Here is a 16,212-nt window from a genome sequence, read left to right on the forward strand (position 1 = left end):
GGCCCCATGGCCCCGGAGAACAGCATGACAACATCAGTTATCACCAACGACAGCCAAGCCCTGGCTGTCGCCGAGCAAATCGCCCAGCAACTCAAACGCGACAGCGCCCTGCGCGACCGCGAGCGCCGCCTGCCCCACGCCGAACTGGAGCTGTTCACCCGCTCCGGCCTGTGGGCCATCAGTGTCCCGAAGGCCTTCGGCGGCGCTGGCGTGTCCAACGTCACCCTGGCCCAGGTCATCGCCCGCATCGCCCAGGCCGATGCCTCGCTCGGCCAGATCCCGCAGAACCACTTCTATGCCCTGGAAGTGCTACGGGTAAACGGCAGCCCCGAGCAGCAGCGGCGCCTGTACGCCGAAGTGCTGGCCGGCCGCCGCTTCGGTAACGCCTTGGCCGAACTGGGCACGAAAACCGCACACGACCGCAGCACCCGCCTGACCCGCGACGGCACCGGTTACCGCATCAACGGTCGCAAGTTCTACGCCACCGGCGCGCTCTACGCCCAGCGTATCCCGACCTCGGTGATTGACGATCAAGGCCGCCAGCAGTTGGCTTTCGTCCCCGCCGACAGCCAGGGGCTGCAGGTAATCGACGACTGGAGCGGCTTCGGCCAGCGCACTACCGGCAGCGGTTCGGTGACGTTCGACAACGTCTGGGTCAATGCCGACGACGTCGTGCCGTTCCAGAGTGCCTTCGAGCGCCCGACCCCGGTCGGCCCGCTGGCACAGATTCTTCACGCTGCCATCGACACCGGCATCGCCCGCGCCGCCCTGGAGGATGCCCTGCACTTCGTGCGCACACGCAGCCGGCCATGGGTCGACTCCGGCCTGGACAAGGCCAGCGACGACCCGCTGACCCTGAAAAGCTTCGGCCAGCTGGTGATCCGCCTGCATGCCGCTGAAGCGTTGCTCGAACGCGCCGGCGAATTCCTTGACCGCGCCCAGGCCGACAGCCAGGCCGACAGCGTGGCGGCAGCCTCCATCGCCGTTGCTGAAGCACGGGCGATCAGCACGGAAGTCTCCCTCGCCGCTGGCACCACACTGTTCGAACTGGCCGGCAGCCAGGCCACCCTGGCCGAGCACAACCTCGACCGCCACTGGCGCAATGCCCGCGTGCACACCCTGCACGACCCAGTGCGCTGGAAGTACCACGCCATCGGCAACTACTACCTGAACAACGAAAACCCACCACGCCGGGGGACCATCTGATGGCCAAGCAGATCCTGCTCAATGCCTTCAACATGAACTGCATCGGGCACATCAACCATGGCCTGTGGACCCACCCGCGGGACACCTCGACCCAGTACAAGACCCTGGAATACTGGACCGACCTGGCGCGCCTGCTGGAGCGCGGGCTGTTCGACGGCCTGTTCATCGCCGATATCGTCGGCACCTATGACATCTACGGCAATTCCGTCGACGTGACCCTCAAGGAGTCGATCCAGCTGCCGGTCAACGACCCGCTGCTGCTGGTCTCGGCCATGGCTGCCGTGACCCGCAACCTGGGCTTCGGCCTCACCGCCAACCTGACCTACGAAGCGCCTTATCTGTTCGCCCGGCGCCTTTCCACCCTCGACCACCTGAGCAACGGCCGGGTCGGCTGGAACATCGTCACCGGTTACCTCGACAGTGCCGCCCGCGCCATGGGCCTGGAGCAGCAGCCAGAACACGACCGCCGCTACGACCAGGCCGACGAATACCTGCAGGTGCTGTACAAGCTGCTGGAAGGCAGCTGGGCCGATGATGCCGTGGTCAACGACCGCGCACGCCGGGTGTACGCCGAGCCGGGCAAGGTGCGCAAGGTCCGCCATCAGGGCGAGTTCTACAAGGTCGATGGCTACCACCTGTGCGAACCCTCGCCACAACGCACGCCGGTACTGTTCCAGGCGGGCAGCTCGCCGCGCGGCCTGGCGTTCGCCGGCAACCATGCCGAGTGCGTGTTCATCAGCGGCCAGGACAAGGCCGCCACCCGCGCCCAGGTCGACAAGGTCCGCGCCGCCGCCAAGGCCGCCGGCCGCGATCCGCAAGCGGTGAAGGTGTTCATGGGCATCACGGTGATCGTCGCGCCCACCGAGCAACAGGCCCAGGCCAAGTACGCCGAGTACCTGCAGCATGCCAGCGCGGAAGCCGGCGTGGCGCACTTCGCAGCGTCTACCGGCATCGACTTTGCCGCCTACGGGCTGGACGAGCCCATCGGCGCCAGCAAGGGCAACGCCATCCAGTCAGCCACACGCCAACTGCAGGAAAACGCCTGGACCCGCCGCCGCCTGCTGGAACAGCACGCCCTGGGCGGGCGCTATGTAACCCTGGTCGGCGCGCCCGACCAGATTGCCGAACAGCTGATCGCCTGGATCGACGAAACCGGCCTGGACGGCTTCAACCTGACCCGCACCGTCACCCCAAAAAGCTATGCAGACTTCATCGACCTGGTGGTCCCGCAACTGCAGCGGCGTGGCCGCTACAAGACCGCCTACGCCGACGGCACCCTGCGCGAGAAGCTGTTCGCCAGCGATCACCCGTATCTCCCGGCCGATCACCCCGGCTCTACCTACCGCAACATCCCTGTCCCTGCCCCGACTGGAGCCCCGCACCATGCTTGAGAAACTGATCCGGCCCGTCGCGGCCATCGCCATTACCCTCGGCCTGAACACCAGCGCGTTCGCGGCCGAACCACTGAAGATCGGTACCACGGCCGCCTTCGCCATTCCCTTGGAAGCAGCGGTGGAAGAAGCCCACAAACAAGGCCTGGAAGTGAAGCTGATCGAGTTCAGCGACTGGATCGCGCCGAATGTCAGCCTCAACAGCGGCGACATCGACGTGAACTACTTCCAGCACATCCCCTTCCTGGAGAACGCCAAGGCTGCAGCCGGCTTCAACCTGGTGCCCTACGCCCCAGGCATCATCAACAACGTCGGCCTGTACTCGAAAAAGTACAAGAGTTTTGCCGAACTGCCCGAGGGCGCCAGCGTGGCGATCGCCAACGACCCGATCAACAGCGGCCGTGGCCTGCAGTTGCTGGCCAAGGCTGGCTTGATCACGCTCAAGCCGGGTGTCGGCTACAAGGCCACCGAAGACGACATCGTCGCCAACCCGAAGAAGCTGAAGATCCTGCAGGTCGAAGCGGTGCAACTGGTGCGCGCCTACGACGACGCCGATCTGGTTCAGGGCTACCCAGCCTACATCCGCCTGGCCAACAGTTTCGATGCCACTTCGGCGCTGCTGTTCGATGGCCTGGAAAACAAGGAATACGTGATCCAGTTCGTCATCCGCCCACAAAGCAAGGACGACCCGCGCCTGGCCAAGTTCGTCGATATCTACCAGCACTCGCCGGCCGTGCGCGCGGCGCTGAACAAGGCCCATGGCAGCCTGTACCAGGCCGGTTGGGAAGGCTGACATGAGCCAGGCCAACGCGCTCAGGGCGCCCACCGCACAACCATCGCCGCCAACGGCCAGGGAGCAGGCCCTGCGCCCGGAGGTCAACGAAGCCCATGTCCGTTTCATCGGGCTGGGCAAGACCTACCCTGGCCAGCAGCAACCCGCACTGCAAGGCATCGACCTGAACATCCGCCGTGGCGAGATCTTCGGCATCATCGGCCGCAGCGGCGCAGGCAAGTCGTCACTGCTGCGCACCATCAACCGCCTCGAGCAGCCGAGCCAGGGCCGCGTGCTGATCGACCAGGTCGACATCGCGCCGTTCGACGAGGACCGCCTGGTGGCGCTGCGCCGGCGCATCGGCATGATCTTCCAGCACTTCAACCTGATGTCGGCCAAAACCGTATGGCAGAACGTCGAGCTGCCGCTGAAGGTGGCGGGCGTAGCCAAGGCCGAGCGCCAGCGCAAGGTCCGCGAACTGCTGGAACTGGTCGGCCTGCAGGAAAAGCATCACGTCTACCCGGCCCAGCTGTCCGGCGGCCAGAAGCAGCGGGTCGGCATCGCCCGGGCGCTGGTGCATGACCCAGAGATTCTGCTGTGCGACGAAGCCACCTCGGCGCTGGACCCCGAGACCACGGCTTCGATCCTGGAACTGCTGCGCGACATCAACCAGCGCCTGGGCCTGACCGTGGTGCTGATCACCCACGAAATGGCGGTGATCCGCGACATCTGCCAGCGTGTGGTGGTACTGGAACGTGGTGCGGTGGTCGAACAGGGCGATGTCTGGCGCGTGTTCGGCAGCCCACGCCATGAAGTCACCCGCACCCTGCTCGCGCCGCTGCAGACCAAGCTGCCTGCGGCTTTGCAGGCAAGCCTGCGGGCCAGCCCAGTGGGCCGTGACAGCGCAGTGGTGCTCAAACTGACCCTGCTCGGCGAGCCTGCGTTGTCCGACCTGTTCGCTGAGTTGGGCGGGCGCGTGCGCCTGCTCCAGGGTGGCGTGGAAACCATCGGCGAGCATGCTCTGGGGCAGCTGATCCTGTCGATACAGGGCTCGCCGCACGATACGCATCAATTGCTCGAACGCGCCCGCCGCTGGGCCGAAGACGTGGAGGTACTGGGCCATGTGGTTTGATCGCTTGCTCGAAGGCCTGCTCGACACCCTGCTGATGGTGGGCGTGTCTTCTTTGATCGCGCTGCTGGTGGGTGTGCCGATGGCAGTGCTGCTGGTCACCAGCGACAAAGGCGGCATCTTCGAGGCACCGTTGCTGAACCGGGTGCTGGGTGCCTTCGTCAACCTGTTCCGCTCGATCCCGTTCCTGATCCTGATGGTCGCGCTGATCCCCTTCACCCGGCTGGTGGTGGGTACCACCTATGGCGTTTGGGCCGCCGTGGTGCCGCTGACCATTGCGGCCACGCCGTTCTTCGCGCGCATTGCCGAGGTCAGCCTGCGCGAGGTCGACCACGGCCTGGTGGAGGCAGCGCAGGCCATGGGCTGCCGGCGTTGGCACATTGTCTGGCATGTCCTGCTGCCCGAGGCACTGCCGGGGATCGTCGGTGGGTTCACCATTACCTTGGTGACGCTGATCAACTCGTCAGCGATGGCCGGAGCGATTGGCGCGGGGGGGCTGGGGGATATTGCCTATCGGTATGGGTATCAGCGCTTCGACAGCCAGATCATGTTGACCGTGATTGCCATGCTGGTGGCCTTGGTGGCGTTGATCCAGCTGGGTGGGGACCGGTTGGCGAAAGGTTTGAACAAGCGTTAGCCCTGGGGCCGCTTCGCGCCCCATCGCCGGCAAGCCAGCTCCCACACCGACCGGGCAGCTCTCAAGACTTGCTCCGTACTTGTGGGAGCCGCGCTTGCCGGCGATGGGCCGCAAAGCGGCCCCGGCTGTCTCAGCCCCAGTGCAGATCCCCAGCCGGCACCGGCCGCCCGAACCAGTACCCCTGCCCCAGCTGGCACTGCTGCTCCAACAGGAACCGCGCCTGCTCAGCCTGTTCGATGCCCTCGGCATGCACCTGCATGCCCATGCTCCGCGCCAGGGCAATGATCACCCGCACTATCGCGATATCATCATCATCCAGCGGCAAACCGGCCACGAAGCCCTGGTCGATCTTCAGCTTCTGCACCGGCAAGCGCTTGAGCCGCAGCAGCGACGAGTAACCCGTGCCGAAATCATCGATGGCCAGGTTCAACCCCAGCTCACGCAGGCGATGCAGCTGCTCCAGCGCCACCTCCGGGTCTTCCATGACCGCACTCTCGGTCACTTCAAGTTCCAGCAACGCCGGGTCCAGGCCAGTCTCTTGCAGCACATCGGCCACCTGCCGATACAGCTCGCGCTGGCCGAACAGGCGACTGGAGATGTTGACCGCAACGAACGCCAGCATGCGCCCATCCTCCTGCCAGCGGACCATCTGCCGACAGGCCTCACGCAACACCCAGGCATCGATCTCGGCAATCAGCCCGGTGCGCTCGGCAATCGGAATGAATTCGCCCGGTGGCACCAGCCCGCGCTCCGGGTGTTGCCAACGGACCAGCGCCTCGACGCCGACCATCTGCGCCGTGAACAGGTCATGCACGGGCTGAAAGAACACCCGTAGCTCATCCTTGGCCAGCGCCCGGCGCAACTCGCTGGCGGTTTCCACCCGGTGCTGGGCGTGGGCGGTCAGTTCCTCGGTGTACAGCGCGTAGCAGGCACGGCCATTGCCCTTGGCCTTGAACAGCGCTGAATCGGCATTGCGCAACAGTTGCTCGGCGCTCAGAGCGTCATTGGGGAACAGGCTGATCCCGACACTGGCACTGATGAACAGGCGGTGGCCATCGAACTCGAAGGGCTCGCGCATGCGCTCGATGATGCCCTGCGCCAGCTTGCCAGCCTGGCCAACCTGCTGGCAGTTCTCGGCCAGCACGCCGAACTCGTCACCGCCCAGGCGCGCCAGGGTCACGTTGTTGCCCACGGTTTCACGCAGGCGCTCACCGACCAGCTTGAGCAACTGGTCGCCGATGGTGTGGCCAAGGCCATCGTTGATGCTCTGAAAGTGATCGAGGTCGAGCAGCAGCAAGGCACAGCCGCGCTTGTTGGCCTGCGCCGCAGCCAGCGCCTGCTCGGCGCGATCGTTGAACAACAGGCGGTTGGGCAGGCCGGTGAGCGGGTCATGGTGGGCCAGGTACGCCAGTTCCTGCTCGGTATGCTTGATCGCACTGATGTCGCTGAACACCGCCACGTAATGGCTCAACTCACCGCTGTCATCGCGAATGGCGCAAATCGTTTGCCATTGCGGATAGATTTCACCGCTTTTACGCCGGTTCCAGATCTCGCCGCTCCACTCACCCTTGTCGGCCAAAGCGGCATAGATCTGCTGGTAGAACGGCACGCCGTGGCGCCCCGATTTGAACTTGCTGGGGCGCTGGCCCAGCACTTCTTCCTGCTGGTAGCCGGTGATGCGCATGAAGGCGCGGTTGACGTGCACGATCAGGCCTTGGCGGTCAGTCACCAACACGCCTTCCAGGGTGCTGTCGAACACCGCAGCGGCCATGCGCAGGCGCTCGCGGTCCTCGCTGCGCAGGCGCGCGCCGATTCCGATGAAGTTGAGCAGGCGGGCGCGGGATACAAAGATCAGCAGGGCACTGACCAGGACCCACACCACCACGTTGATCTGCCGGCCCACGGTCAACGCCAGGGGGTCGTCAGACATACTGCGCAGGACCACCTCGGCCAGCACCAGCCAGAGGAACGAGAGCACCACATACAGCGCGGCCATGCGCAAGGCGTCGCGAACGGAAACAGACATGTCGGGGGGGAAAGCCCATGAAAAAGGATGGGGCATTATAAAGGCTGAAACATGCCGTGACTTCCTATCTGAAAGGGTGACTGGTTTTATTTCCCTGCCAAGGGATAATCACACCCTTCTCCCTGCATTCCCGAGGGCTTCTACACCTATGTGGTACAACGGTCTGCTCGATTTGTCGGCCTGGCAACTGGTGGGCGTCACCCTGCTGATGACCCACGTGACCATCGTCAGCGTCACCATTTACCTGCATCGCTACTCCGCCCATCGCGCCCTGGAACTCAATGCCGCGCTCAAGCACTTTTTCCGCTTCTGGCTGTGGCTGACCACGGCACAGAACACCCGCGAATGGACGGCCGTGCACCGCAAGCACCACGCCAAGTGCGAAACCCCGGACGACCCGCACAGCCCGGTGTACAAGGGGCTGGGCACGGTGCTGCGCAAAGGCGCCGAACTCTACCGCGAAGAGGCACGCAACCCCGAGACCCTGCGCATCTACGGCAAGAACTGCCCTGAGGACTGGATCGAGCGCAACCTCTACTCACGCTACAAGCTCGGCGGCATCGTGCTGATGGCGGTCATCGACCTGCTGCTGTTCGGCACCATTGGCATCACCATCTGGGCGGTGCAGATGATGTGGATTCCATTCTGGGCCGCCGGCGTGGTCAATGGCCTGGGTCACGCGGTGGGCTACCGCAATTTCGAATGCCGCGACGCCGCCACCAACCTGGTGCCGTGGGGTATCGTCATCGGTGGCGAAGAGCTGCACAACAACCACCACACCTACCCCAACTCGGCCAAACTCTCGGTCAAACGCTGGGAGTTCGACATGGGCTGGGCGTGGATCCGCCTGTTCTGCCTGCTGCGCCTGGCCAAGGTGCAGCGTGTGGCCCCCATCGCCCACCGCGTCGAAGGCAAGGCCAGCCTGGACATGGACACGGCCATGGCCATCCTCAACAACCGTTTCCAGATCATGGCCCAGTACCGCAAGCTGGTGATCGGCCCGCTGGTCAAGCAGGAGCTGGCCAAGGTCGATGCTTCGGTACGTCACCGCTTCCGCCGTGCCAAGCGCCTGCTATCGCGGGAGACCAGTCTGCTGGAAGACCGCCACCACGTGCGCATCGAGAGCATGCTTGCCCACAGCCAGGCACTGAAGACCATCTACGAGAAGCGCCTGGCCCTGCAACAGATCTGGGCCCGCACCAGCGCCAACGGCCACGACATGCTGGCAGCCATGAAGGACTGGGTACACGAGGCCGAGGCCAGCGGCATCCATGCCCTGCGCGACTTCGCGGCACAGCTGAAAACCTATTCGCTGCGCCCCACTGGCGCCTGATAGCCGCTGATCGGCACGCCCTGCAACGGGGCGTGCCTGCTGGAACTTCCCCCCTGAAAATCCACTCAAACCCGCCATATCGCACGCGTGGCGGGCCGGTTCGTGGCCGCGCGCCTCATCAATGAGAACTGCTCCGTGCTCATGGCCAAGAACCCTCCTTCGTCGTTGTCAGGTACCCCGCCTCCCGCAGCCGCTCAAACCTTGCTAGCCCTGCTCCACGCCCAGGGCGAGGTCGCTCGCCTGAGTGAACGCGAACAGCTCTACAGCTCGCTGCTCGACAGCGTCAACGCCGTGCTCTGGGCCTTTGACTGGGAGACTCGCCAGGTGCTCTACGTCAGCCCCGCCTACGAACGCATCTTCGGTCGCTCGGCCAGCCTGGTGCTGGCCGACTACAACGAATGGCGCGACAGCATCTACCCCGACGATCTGGAATTCGCCGAACGCAGCCTGGCCCAGGTGTTGCTCAAGGGTGCGGTAGAAGACCGCGAATACCGCATTCTCAACGCCAGCGGCCAAGTGCGCTGGCTCAGCGACAAGTGCTACATCAACCAGCAGAGCGACGGCGACCGGGTGATCATCGTCGGCATCGCCGAAGACATCACTGAAAAGAAGCAGCTCGAAGGCGAGCTGCAGCGTCTGGCCACCACCGACGTGCTGACTCAGAGCAGCAACCGCCGGCACTTCTTCGAATGTGCCCAGCAGGCCTTCGACAGTGCCCGTGAAGACGGCACGCCGCTGGCCTTCCTGCTGCTGGACATCGACGACTTCAAGCGCATCAACGACAGCTACGGGCACCAGGAAGGCGACCAGGTGCTGCAACGCATCGCCGACAGCGGCAAGGCCGTATTACGCCGCGGCGACCTGTTCGGGCGTATCGGTGGCGAGGAGTTCGCGGCAGTATTCCCGGGCTGCAATGCACAAGTGGCCGAGCAGATTGCCGAACGCCTGCAGCGGGAGATTCAGCGGCAGGGCTTCAGCCATGGCGATGAGACGTACAGTGTTACGGTGAGCCAGGGGCTGACCGTGCTGACGGATGAAGACGAGTCCCTGGACAGCTTGTTTGCCCGTGCCGATGCGGCGATGTACCGGGCCAAGCGGCAGGGCAAGAACCAGATAGTGCGAGGCTGATTGGGGCTGCTGCGCAGCCCTTCGCGGGCAAGCCCGCTCCCACAAGTACGGCGCCGCCTTCTAGAGTTCTAGAGTTCTACCATCCCTGCGGGAGCGGGCTCGCCCGCGAAGGGCTGCAAAGCGGCCTCTCAAGTCGAAGCTGGCTCTTCAGGAGCAGGTGGTTCCTCACCCTGCGGTTTCACCTCAGGGTTCTCCACCTTGCGCAACCGGCTGAGCTCAGGCAGCCCAACCTTCAACAAGCGCGCAGTCTTGCTGCCAGCCACTTTCTCCAACCCCTGATCCGCCGGCAAGCGCGCCAGTTGCCCGGCCAGATTCAAGGCCAGGATCTCCCGCGAATAAACCCCGCCCCCCAGCTGGTAGATCGCCGCGATCAGCTCGCGCAGGCTCAGCGGCAAACGCCAGCGGGTACGCAACGCCGAGCCGAATGCCGCGCCGAACTCGTTGAGCGACAGCTGCACCCGGTCCTCATCGAGTTCACCGCCAGCCAGGCGCCACTCCTGCAGGCAGCGCAACACCGCCAGGTCGCCCAGGCAATGCAGCAGGCCGGCGCAGTAGCAGCGCTCCTGATCCAGCTCGAGCATGCGTGCCAGCGAGCGGGCGTATTCGGCCGTATGCAGCGACAGGTTCCAGTAATGCGTGGCATGTTGCGTCAGCAGCGGGTCGCTCAGGCGCGCACTGCGCTTGAGGGTGAGGCCGAGGATCAGGTTCATGCTCTGGGTGCTGCCGAGCTTGTTCAGCGCCTGCATCAGCGTCTGCACCGGTGCGTCACGGTGCAGGCTGGCACTGTTGGCAGCGGCGATGAGCACCGCCGTGATCTGCGGGTCGTCGCGCACTTCCTCTTCCAGCACCTTGAGGTTCAGGCCCTGTGGGTTGAGTGCGCGCTTGATCGCCACCTGCACGTCGGCGAACAGCGGACCGCCATCGGCGGTGGCGCGGCGTTGTTCGAGGTAGGCCGGCAGGTTGGCGCCAGGCTGCAACGGCGGCACCGGGCAGGCGATCTGCTCGCCCACGGCCAGCAGCAGCTCTTCCAGGCTCTTGCGCAGCTTCTCCAGATTCAGCGGCTTGCTCAGGTATGCCGTGGGGTGCAGCGGCAACGCTTCGCGCACGCTGGCGCTATCGCTGCGGTTGCTCATGAGAATGAACGGCAGCCCCGGGCCCTTGGTGCGAACCTTGCGCAGCAGGTCGAGGCCATCGAAGCCAGCCAGTTCGCGGGCAGCGATGATCAGGTCGGGCTTGCTGGCTAGCGCCGTGAGCGCTTCAGTGCCGTCGGCACAGACCTGCAAGCGGGCGTCACAACGCACGCTGAGCAACATTTCGCTCAACATTTCGCGTACCCAGGGGTCGCCTTCGGCAATCAATACACACGGCGGCGTGGGGTCTGCAGCACTCATGGCCAACTCCTGAATATCCCTGACACACAGTCCTTCGCAGCTTCCAAGGCGAATCCTCCCACAACCATAGCGTCACGCGGCTTTTCTGGGCACAAAAAAAACCCGCCGAAGCGGGTTTTTTTTAGAAGCGCGTCACATCAGGCGAGTTCAGCGAAGCACTCTTCGATGATAGCCAGACCTTTGTCCAGCAGCGTGTCTTCGGCGGTCAGCGGAACCAGGATACGCAGGACGTTGCCGTAGGTGCCGCAGGACAGCAGGATCAGACCCTTGTCGCGCGCCTTGGCCACAACCTGGGCAACGGCAGCAGCGTTAGGGGTGTGGGTGCCTTTTTCGAAGACTTCCACAGCGATCATCGAGCCCAGACCACGGACGTCGCCGATGATCGGGTGCTTCTTCTGGATTTCGCGCAGGCCAGTGGTCAGGCGCTCACCGACAGCCTTGCTGCGATCCAGCAGTTTCTCTTCCTCGAACACCTGGATAACGGCCAGGGCCGCAGCGCAGGCAATCGGCGAACCGGCGTAGGTACCGCCCAGGCCGCCCGGAGCGATGGCGTCCATGATCTCGGCCTTGCCGCACACACCGGCCAGCGGGAAGCCGCCAGCGATGGACTTGGCGAAGGTGGTCAGGTCAGGCGCAACGCCCATCTGTTCCATGGCGAAGAAGGTGCCAGTACGGCCAGCGCCGGTCTGCACTTCGTCGGCGATCAACAGGATGCCGTGCTTGTCGCACAGCTCGCGCAGGCGCTTCATCAGCTCTTTCGGCGCTGGCAAGAAGCCGCCTTCGCCTTGTACCGGCTCGAGGATGATCGCGGCGATGTCGCGCGGCTCGGCGTCGTTCTTGAAGATGCGCTCGACCGAAGCGATGGCGTCGTCAACGCTCACACCGTGCAGTTCGCTCGGGAACAGGGCGCGGAAGATGCCGCCTGGCATCAGGCCCATGCCAGCGGAGTACGGCACGACCTTGCCGGTCAGGCCCAGGGTCATCATGGTACGGCCGTGGTAACCGCCGGTGAAGGCGATCACGCCAGCGCGGCCAGTGGCGGCGCGGGCGATCTTGACGGCGTTTTCAACCGCTTCGGAGCCGGTGGAAACCAGCAGGGTCTTCTTGGCGAAGTCACCTGGGACCAGCTTGTTGATCTTTTCGCACAGCTCGACGTAAGGCTCGTAGGCCAGCACCTGGAAGCAGGTGTGGCTGACTTTGGTCAGCTGCTCTTGCACAGCTGCAACCACTTTCGGGTGCAGGTGGCCAGTGTTCAGTACTGCGATGCCGCCGGCGAAGTCGATCAGTTCGCGGCCTTCAACGTCGATCACCGTCGAGTTCTTCGCCGATTCGACGAAGATCGGGTGAATTTGGCCGACGCCACGTGGGACGGCGGCTACACGACGTTGCATCAAGGATTCGTTGGTCTTGCTCATAGTGCCCTCATTTGCGCCGATCAGCGGCGCTTTTATTCGGGGGTGGCTGGGTGTGCTCGCGAACAGTATTCGTTGATCGACTGCCGTGAACGCCCTGGCCACCAGGTACTGCGATGTCAAAAAGGCCAGCGAGACGTCGCTCTCGCGCCCCGCTGGCAGAGGTAAAACCGTTTACCCGGCGATCAGACGCTGATGCACAGGTATTTGATTTCGAGGTAGTCCTCGATACCGTACTTGGAGCCTTCGCGGCCCAGGCCAGAAGCCTTGATGCCGCCGAATGGCGCGACTTCGTTGGAGATCAGGCCGGTGTTGATACCCACCATGCCGTATTCCAGGGCCTCGGCAACACGGAACACACGGCTCATGTCACGGGCGTAGAAGTACGAGGCCAGGCCGAATTCGGTGTCGTTGGACATGGCGATGACTTCGGCTTCGTCTTTGAAGCGGAACAGCGGCGCCAGTGGGCCGAAGGTCTCTTCCTTGGCCACAGCAGCGGTTTTCGGCACGTCGACCAGAATGGTCGGCTCGAAGAAGTTGCCTTCGATGACCTTGCCACCGGACAGCACCTTGGCGCCTTTGCCAACGGCATCGTCGATGTGTTCCTGAACCTTGGCGACAGCCTTGCCATCGATCAGCGGGCCAGTGGTGGTGCCTTCTTCCAGGCCGTTACCGATCTTCAGCTTGGCGACTGCAGCGGCCAGCTTCTGGGCGAACGCGTCGTAGACGCCGTCCTGCACGTAGATACGGTTGGCGCAGACGCAGGTCTGGCCGTTGTTGCGGTACTTGGAGATGATCGCGCCCTCGACCGCCTTGTCCAGGTCGGCGTCGTCGAACACGATGAACGGGGCGTTGCCACCCAGCTCCAGGGAAACCTTCTTGATGTCCTTGGCGCATTCTTCCATCAGCTGGCGACCGATTTCGGTCGAGCCGGTGAAGGACAGCTTGCGTACCAGGGAGTTGCCGGTCAGCTCGCCGCCGACTTCGCCAGCGCTGCCGGTAACGACGCTAAGCACACCAGCCGGGATGCCGGCGCGGGTGGCCAGCTCGACCAGGGCCAGGGCGGAGTAAGGGGTCTGCGAAGCTGGCTTGAGCACCATGGTGCAGCCAGCGGCCAGGGCCGGGCCGGCTTTACGGGTGATCATCGCGGCCGGGAAGTTCCACGGGGTGATGGCCGCGGTAACGCCGATTGGCTGCTTGATGACGATCAGGCGCTTGTCTGGCTGGTGGCCTGGGATGGTGTCACCGTAGACGCGCTTGGCTTCTTCGGCGAACCACTCGATGAACGAGGCGGCGTAGGCGATTTCGCCCTTGGCTTCAGCCAGCGGCTTGCCTTGTTCGGTGGTCATCAGGCGAGCCAGGTCGTCCTGGTTCTCGATCATCAGTTCGAACCAGCGACGCAGCTTGTTCGAACGCTCCTTGGCGGTCAGTGCGCGCCAGGCCGGCAGGGCCTTGTCGGCAGCTTCGATGGCGCGGCGGGTTTCCGCGGTGCCCATCTTCGGCACGGTACCGATGACTTCACCAGTGGCCGGGTTGGTCACATTGATGGTCTGGCCGCTGTCCGCATCCAGCCACTCACCGTTGATGAAGGCTTGCTGGCGGAACAACTGAGCGTCTTTGAGCTGCATGTCGGCTTCCCGAATTGTTGATTGTTTGAAAAGCGCCCAAGGCAGGGCATCGAGCGTTTGAAATCTCAAACGAATGCTAAGCGGCTGCTGGGGTGTTGGACAATAGGCTGTTCGAAAAAAAGAACGAATGGTTGAACAGCCCGTCTGGAAATGCCGACAGAGGTTAGACGATCTGGGGGAGGGAAATGTGAAAGGCGGCGGCCTGGCGTTGCATTTTTCAGCGCCTGCGAGACCGAGCGCCGCCCGCGCGGCGCATCGCGGATAAATCCGCTCCTACATTTGTTGCAACGTGGCCATGCCTGTGAGGCCATGGTTGTCAGCCAGTTTGCACGACTCAAGACATGCGCCAAGGCTGGCAACCATGGCGTAACAGGTTCGGCACGTTGCAACAAATGTAGGAGCGGATTTATCCGCGATGCGCCGCGCGGGCGGCGCTCGATTTACGCGTCAACACACAATCTACGTCAGGCCCATCAAGCTCAGAAGGCCTTGGCCAGGTCGATCACCAGGGCCCGGTAGCCAACCGAGCCCGGCTGGCGGCTGTGGACCTTGAGTTCCACCAATACCTCCTGGGTGCCACGACGCACCTCATTGAGCACCGTGGTGGTCAGCTTCTCCGGTGTGAGGAAATTCACCGAAGCCGAATAGATGAACTGCGTGTCGGTCTCCGGCCGGTAGGCGACCACCGAGGTCACCGGGCTGTACCACTCGTCGCCACGCTCCTTGCCGTACTCCCAGACCTGCTCCACCGTGCCCTTGGCTTCATCGATCTTGTACTCGACCGCCCGGCTGTAGTTTCCGCTGAGCTTGGTTGGCGCAAAGTCGCGGCCCCAGCCGTTGTCGAACACCGTCAATGTGCCCTTGCCGGTGAGCCAGGCGGTGTGCTGGGTCCATGACCAGTCGAAGCCTTCACTCTGGACGGGGGTCAGCACTTTCTCGCGCAGGTGCTGCGGCCAGCCTTGTGGGGAAGCGAGAATCCATTTCACCTGCTTGTCGCGACCGATCTTCACCACCCCCTGATGCCGAGCTGAAACGATAATGCTGTCGTCATCGGCATCGTAGTCGATAGCATTGACGTGCGCCCAGTTACGCCCCGTGCCCACGCCCGGGGTGTCGCCGAACGGCAGGTTGCCTTCAGCCAGTTCATTGGCCAGCCGGTCATCCTGTTTTTGCACACCTTCGGGCAGCTGGATGGCCGCCTTGCCCAGGGTTTCCAGCAAGTCGCCACGATAGGGATCGAGAATCTGGTTCAGGTCCCAGAAGTCCAGCACGTCGCCTGCTTCGCTGACCTCGATGATGTGGTCACGGATCGAGCGCACCCGCTTGCCATCCGGGCGACGGTAATCGCTAGTGCCGACTCGCAGCAGGTAGGTGCCGTTGCTGGTTTCGCGGATCTCGTGGGAGAAGTCGGCGAACTTGTCCGGCAGGTTGCGCTGCCAGATGCGCCGGCCGAGCAGGTCGTACTTGGAGTAGGTCTGGCCCTGGCCCCAGATCAGTTTGCCGTCGCGGGTCTGCTGGAAGCCCATGGTCCCGCCCAGGCCATCACGGCGGTTGGAATCATGGATCTGCTCGATGTCCAGGTACCAGCGCACATCGCCGTTGCTGTCGGCGATCCAGTTGTTGCCGACCTGGTCCCACTCGGCAGCGCCGCCCAGGCCATTCCACTTGAAGGCGCGAGCACCGGGGATGTCACCTTGCAGGTGGTTGAACAGGTACAGGCGCTGCTCGAAGCCTGGCGCCACCTTGACCGGTTCTACATGCGGCAGTGCCGCAGTCTGTTTCGCCACCACCGGCAGGCGCACGGCCGGGGCATAGATCTGGTACTGCTCACGGATGCGCTCGCCATCGAGCTTGTAGGTCACTTCCACCTGGTTGACGTGATCCGGGTACAGGCCGAATACCGGGATGCCGCCATAGGTCCACAGCGAACGCTCGGACACCTCGTAGGTAATGTCCACACCGCGCTCGCCCTTGCCGCGCACCCGCACATGGGCGGCACTCAGGCTGCGCCCACCGTCGCGGATGATCGCGGTCAGCGGTGCCAGGCGGTACGGGTTGACCACCACATCGCCGAGCAGCGCCTCGTTGCGCTCGGGGACCTTGGCAGTGAGGCAGGCGCCTTCAGGCAGTGCGGGGGTTTCGGTCTTGGCATTCATGGC

General features: G+C 63.9%; 12 protein-coding genes. 7 read left to right on the forward strand and 5 right to left on the reverse strand.

Features of this window, described 5'->3' with window-relative positions; genetic code table 11:
- The first annotated feature begins 24 nt into the window (after window positions 1–24).
- The 5 genes from ACIPZ5_RS04475 to ACIPZ5_RS04495 are packed head-to-tail and all read left to right on the forward strand — an operon-like array spanning window position 25 to window position 5,135.
- Window positions 25–1,206 (forward strand): SfnB family sulfur acquisition oxidoreductase, encoded by a 1,182-nt coding sequence (locus tag ACIPZ5_RS04475; RefSeq protein WP_400806933.1) that lies wholly within the window; start codon window positions 25–27, stop codon window positions 1,204–1,206.
- The gene (locus ACIPZ5_RS04480; protein ID WP_400806936.1) at window positions 1,206–2,597 is read left to right on the forward strand and encodes an LLM class flavin-dependent oxidoreductase; all 1,392 of its coding nucleotides are present in this window, start codon (window positions 1,206–1,208) and stop codon (window positions 2,595–2,597) included. Before ACIPZ5_RS04475 ends, ACIPZ5_RS04480 begins: the two co-directional genes overlap by 1 nt.
- The gene (locus tag ACIPZ5_RS04485; protein WP_400806939.1) at window positions 2,590–3,390 is read left to right on the forward strand and encodes a MetQ/NlpA family ABC transporter substrate-binding protein; all 801 of its coding nucleotides are present in this window, start codon (window positions 2,590–2,592) and stop codon (window positions 3,388–3,390) included. The genes ACIPZ5_RS04480 and ACIPZ5_RS04485 overlap by 8 nt, the downstream gene beginning before the upstream one ends.
- 1 nt (window position 3,391) lies before the next feature.
- Window positions 3,392–4,501, forward strand: a complete 1,110-nt coding sequence (locus ACIPZ5_RS04490) for a methionine ABC transporter ATP-binding protein (RefSeq protein ID WP_343594384.1) — start codon at window positions 3,392–3,394, stop codon at window positions 4,499–4,501.
- Entirely contained in the window at window positions 4,491–5,135 is a 645-nt protein-coding gene (locus ACIPZ5_RS04495) for a methionine ABC transporter permease (protein WP_008096606.1), read from the forward strand. Before ACIPZ5_RS04490 ends, ACIPZ5_RS04495 begins: the two co-directional genes overlap by 11 nt.
- Window positions 5,136–5,265: 130 nt before the next feature.
- Here ACIPZ5_RS04495 and dibA read toward each other — a convergent pair whose 3' ends face one another.
- Entirely contained in the window at window positions 5,266–7,161 is a 1,896-nt protein-coding gene (gene dibA / locus ACIPZ5_RS04500; protein ID WP_343594385.1) for a phosphodiesterase DibA, read from the reverse strand.
- Between the two features lie 148 nt (window positions 7,162–7,309).
- Between dibA and desA the strand changes: the two genes are divergently transcribed.
- Together desA and ACIPZ5_RS04510 are read left to right on the forward strand one after the other, a co-directional pair.
- Window positions 7,310–8,494 carry a delta-9 fatty acid desaturase DesA gene (desA, locus tag ACIPZ5_RS04505; protein WP_343594386.1) on the forward strand — a complete coding sequence of 395 codons (1,185 nt, stop codon included), beginning with the start codon at window positions 7,310–7,312 and terminating at the stop codon, window positions 8,492–8,494.
- A gap of 141 nt (window positions 8,495–8,635) precedes the next feature.
- Entirely contained in the window at window positions 8,636–9,622 is a 987-nt protein-coding gene (locus ACIPZ5_RS04510) for a sensor domain-containing diguanylate cyclase (RefSeq protein ID WP_343594387.1), read from the forward strand.
- 128 nt (window positions 9,623–9,750) lie between these two features.
- Here the strand turns inward: ACIPZ5_RS04510 and ACIPZ5_RS04515 are convergent, their stop codons facing one another.
- The 4 genes from ACIPZ5_RS04515 to ACIPZ5_RS04530 all read right to left on the reverse strand — a co-directional run bounded on the left by ACIPZ5_RS04515 (window position 9,751) and on the right by ACIPZ5_RS04530 (window position 16,209).
- The gene (locus ACIPZ5_RS04515) at window positions 9,751–11,013 is read right to left on the reverse strand and encodes a response regulator (protein ID WP_343594388.1); all 1,263 of its coding nucleotides are present in this window, start codon (window positions 11,011–11,013) and stop codon (window positions 9,751–9,753) included.
- 137 nt (window positions 11,014–11,150) lie between these two features.
- Entirely contained in the window at window positions 11,151–12,428 is a 1,278-nt protein-coding gene (gabT, locus tag ACIPZ5_RS04520; RefSeq protein ID WP_400806943.1) for a 4-aminobutyrate--2-oxoglutarate transaminase, read from the reverse strand.
- Window positions 12,429–12,610: 182 nt separating this feature from the next.
- Entirely contained in the window at window positions 12,611–14,053 is a 1,443-nt protein-coding gene (gene gabD, locus ACIPZ5_RS04525) for an NADP-dependent succinate-semialdehyde dehydrogenase (RefSeq protein ID WP_261941960.1), read from the reverse strand.
- A 479-nt stretch (window positions 14,054–14,532) separates the two neighbouring features.
- A complete protein-coding gene (locus ACIPZ5_RS04530; RefSeq protein ID WP_400806945.1) occupies window positions 14,533–16,209 on the reverse strand; it encodes an aryl-sulfate sulfotransferase in 1,677 nt (558 codons plus the stop codon).
- Between the last annotated feature and the right edge of the window lie 3 nt (window positions 16,210–16,212).

Origin of the sequence: Pseudomonas sp. NPDC089428, assembly GCF_044749325.1 — a bacterium.
In the GTDB taxonomy this organism is placed as follows: Bacteria; Pseudomonadota; Gammaproteobacteria; order Pseudomonadales; family Pseudomonadaceae; genus Aquipseudomonas.

Excerpts from the sequence above, each read along its gene's own strand:
- ACIPZ5_RS04510 (WP_343594387.1), top strand. The coding sequence starts at position 8,636 with ATGGCCAAGAACCCTCCTTCGTCGTTGTCAGGTACCCCGCCTCCCGCA.
- ACIPZ5_RS04490 (WP_343594384.1), top strand. The coding sequence starts at position 3,392 with ATGAGCCAGGCCAACGCGCTCAGGGCGCCCACCGCACAACCATCGCCG.
- gabD (WP_261941960.1), bottom strand. The coding sequence starts at position 14,053 with ATGCAGCTCAAAGACGCTCAGTTGTTCCGCCAGCAAGCCTTCATCAAC.
- dibA (WP_343594385.1), bottom strand. The coding sequence starts at position 7,161 with ATGTCTGTTTCCGTTCGCGACGCCTTGCGCATGGCCGCGCTGTATGTG.
- ACIPZ5_RS04485 (WP_400806939.1), top strand. The coding sequence starts at position 2,590 with ATGCTTGAGAAACTGATCCGGCCCGTCGCGGCCATCGCCATTACCCTC.
- ACIPZ5_RS04495 (WP_008096606.1), top strand. The coding sequence starts at position 4,491 with ATGTGGTTTGATCGCTTGCTCGAAGGCCTGCTCGACACCCTGCTGATG.
- ACIPZ5_RS04530 (WP_400806945.1), bottom strand. The coding sequence starts at position 16,209 with ATGAATGCCAAGACCGAAACCCCCGCACTGCCTGAAGGCGCCTGCCTC.
- gabT (WP_400806943.1), bottom strand. The coding sequence starts at position 12,428 with ATGAGCAAGACCAACGAATCCTTGATGCAACGTCGTGTAGCCGCCGTC.
- ACIPZ5_RS04480 (WP_400806936.1), top strand. The coding sequence starts at position 1,206 with ATGGCCAAGCAGATCCTGCTCAATGCCTTCAACATGAACTGCATCGGG.
- desA (WP_343594386.1), top strand. The coding sequence starts at position 7,310 with ATGTGGTACAACGGTCTGCTCGATTTGTCGGCCTGGCAACTGGTGGGC.
- ACIPZ5_RS04515 (WP_343594388.1), bottom strand. The coding sequence starts at position 11,013 with ATGAGTGCTGCAGACCCCACGCCGCCGTGTGTATTGATTGCCGAAGGC.
- ACIPZ5_RS04475 (WP_400806933.1), top strand. The coding sequence starts at position 25 with ATGACAACATCAGTTATCACCAACGACAGCCAAGCCCTGGCTGTCGCC.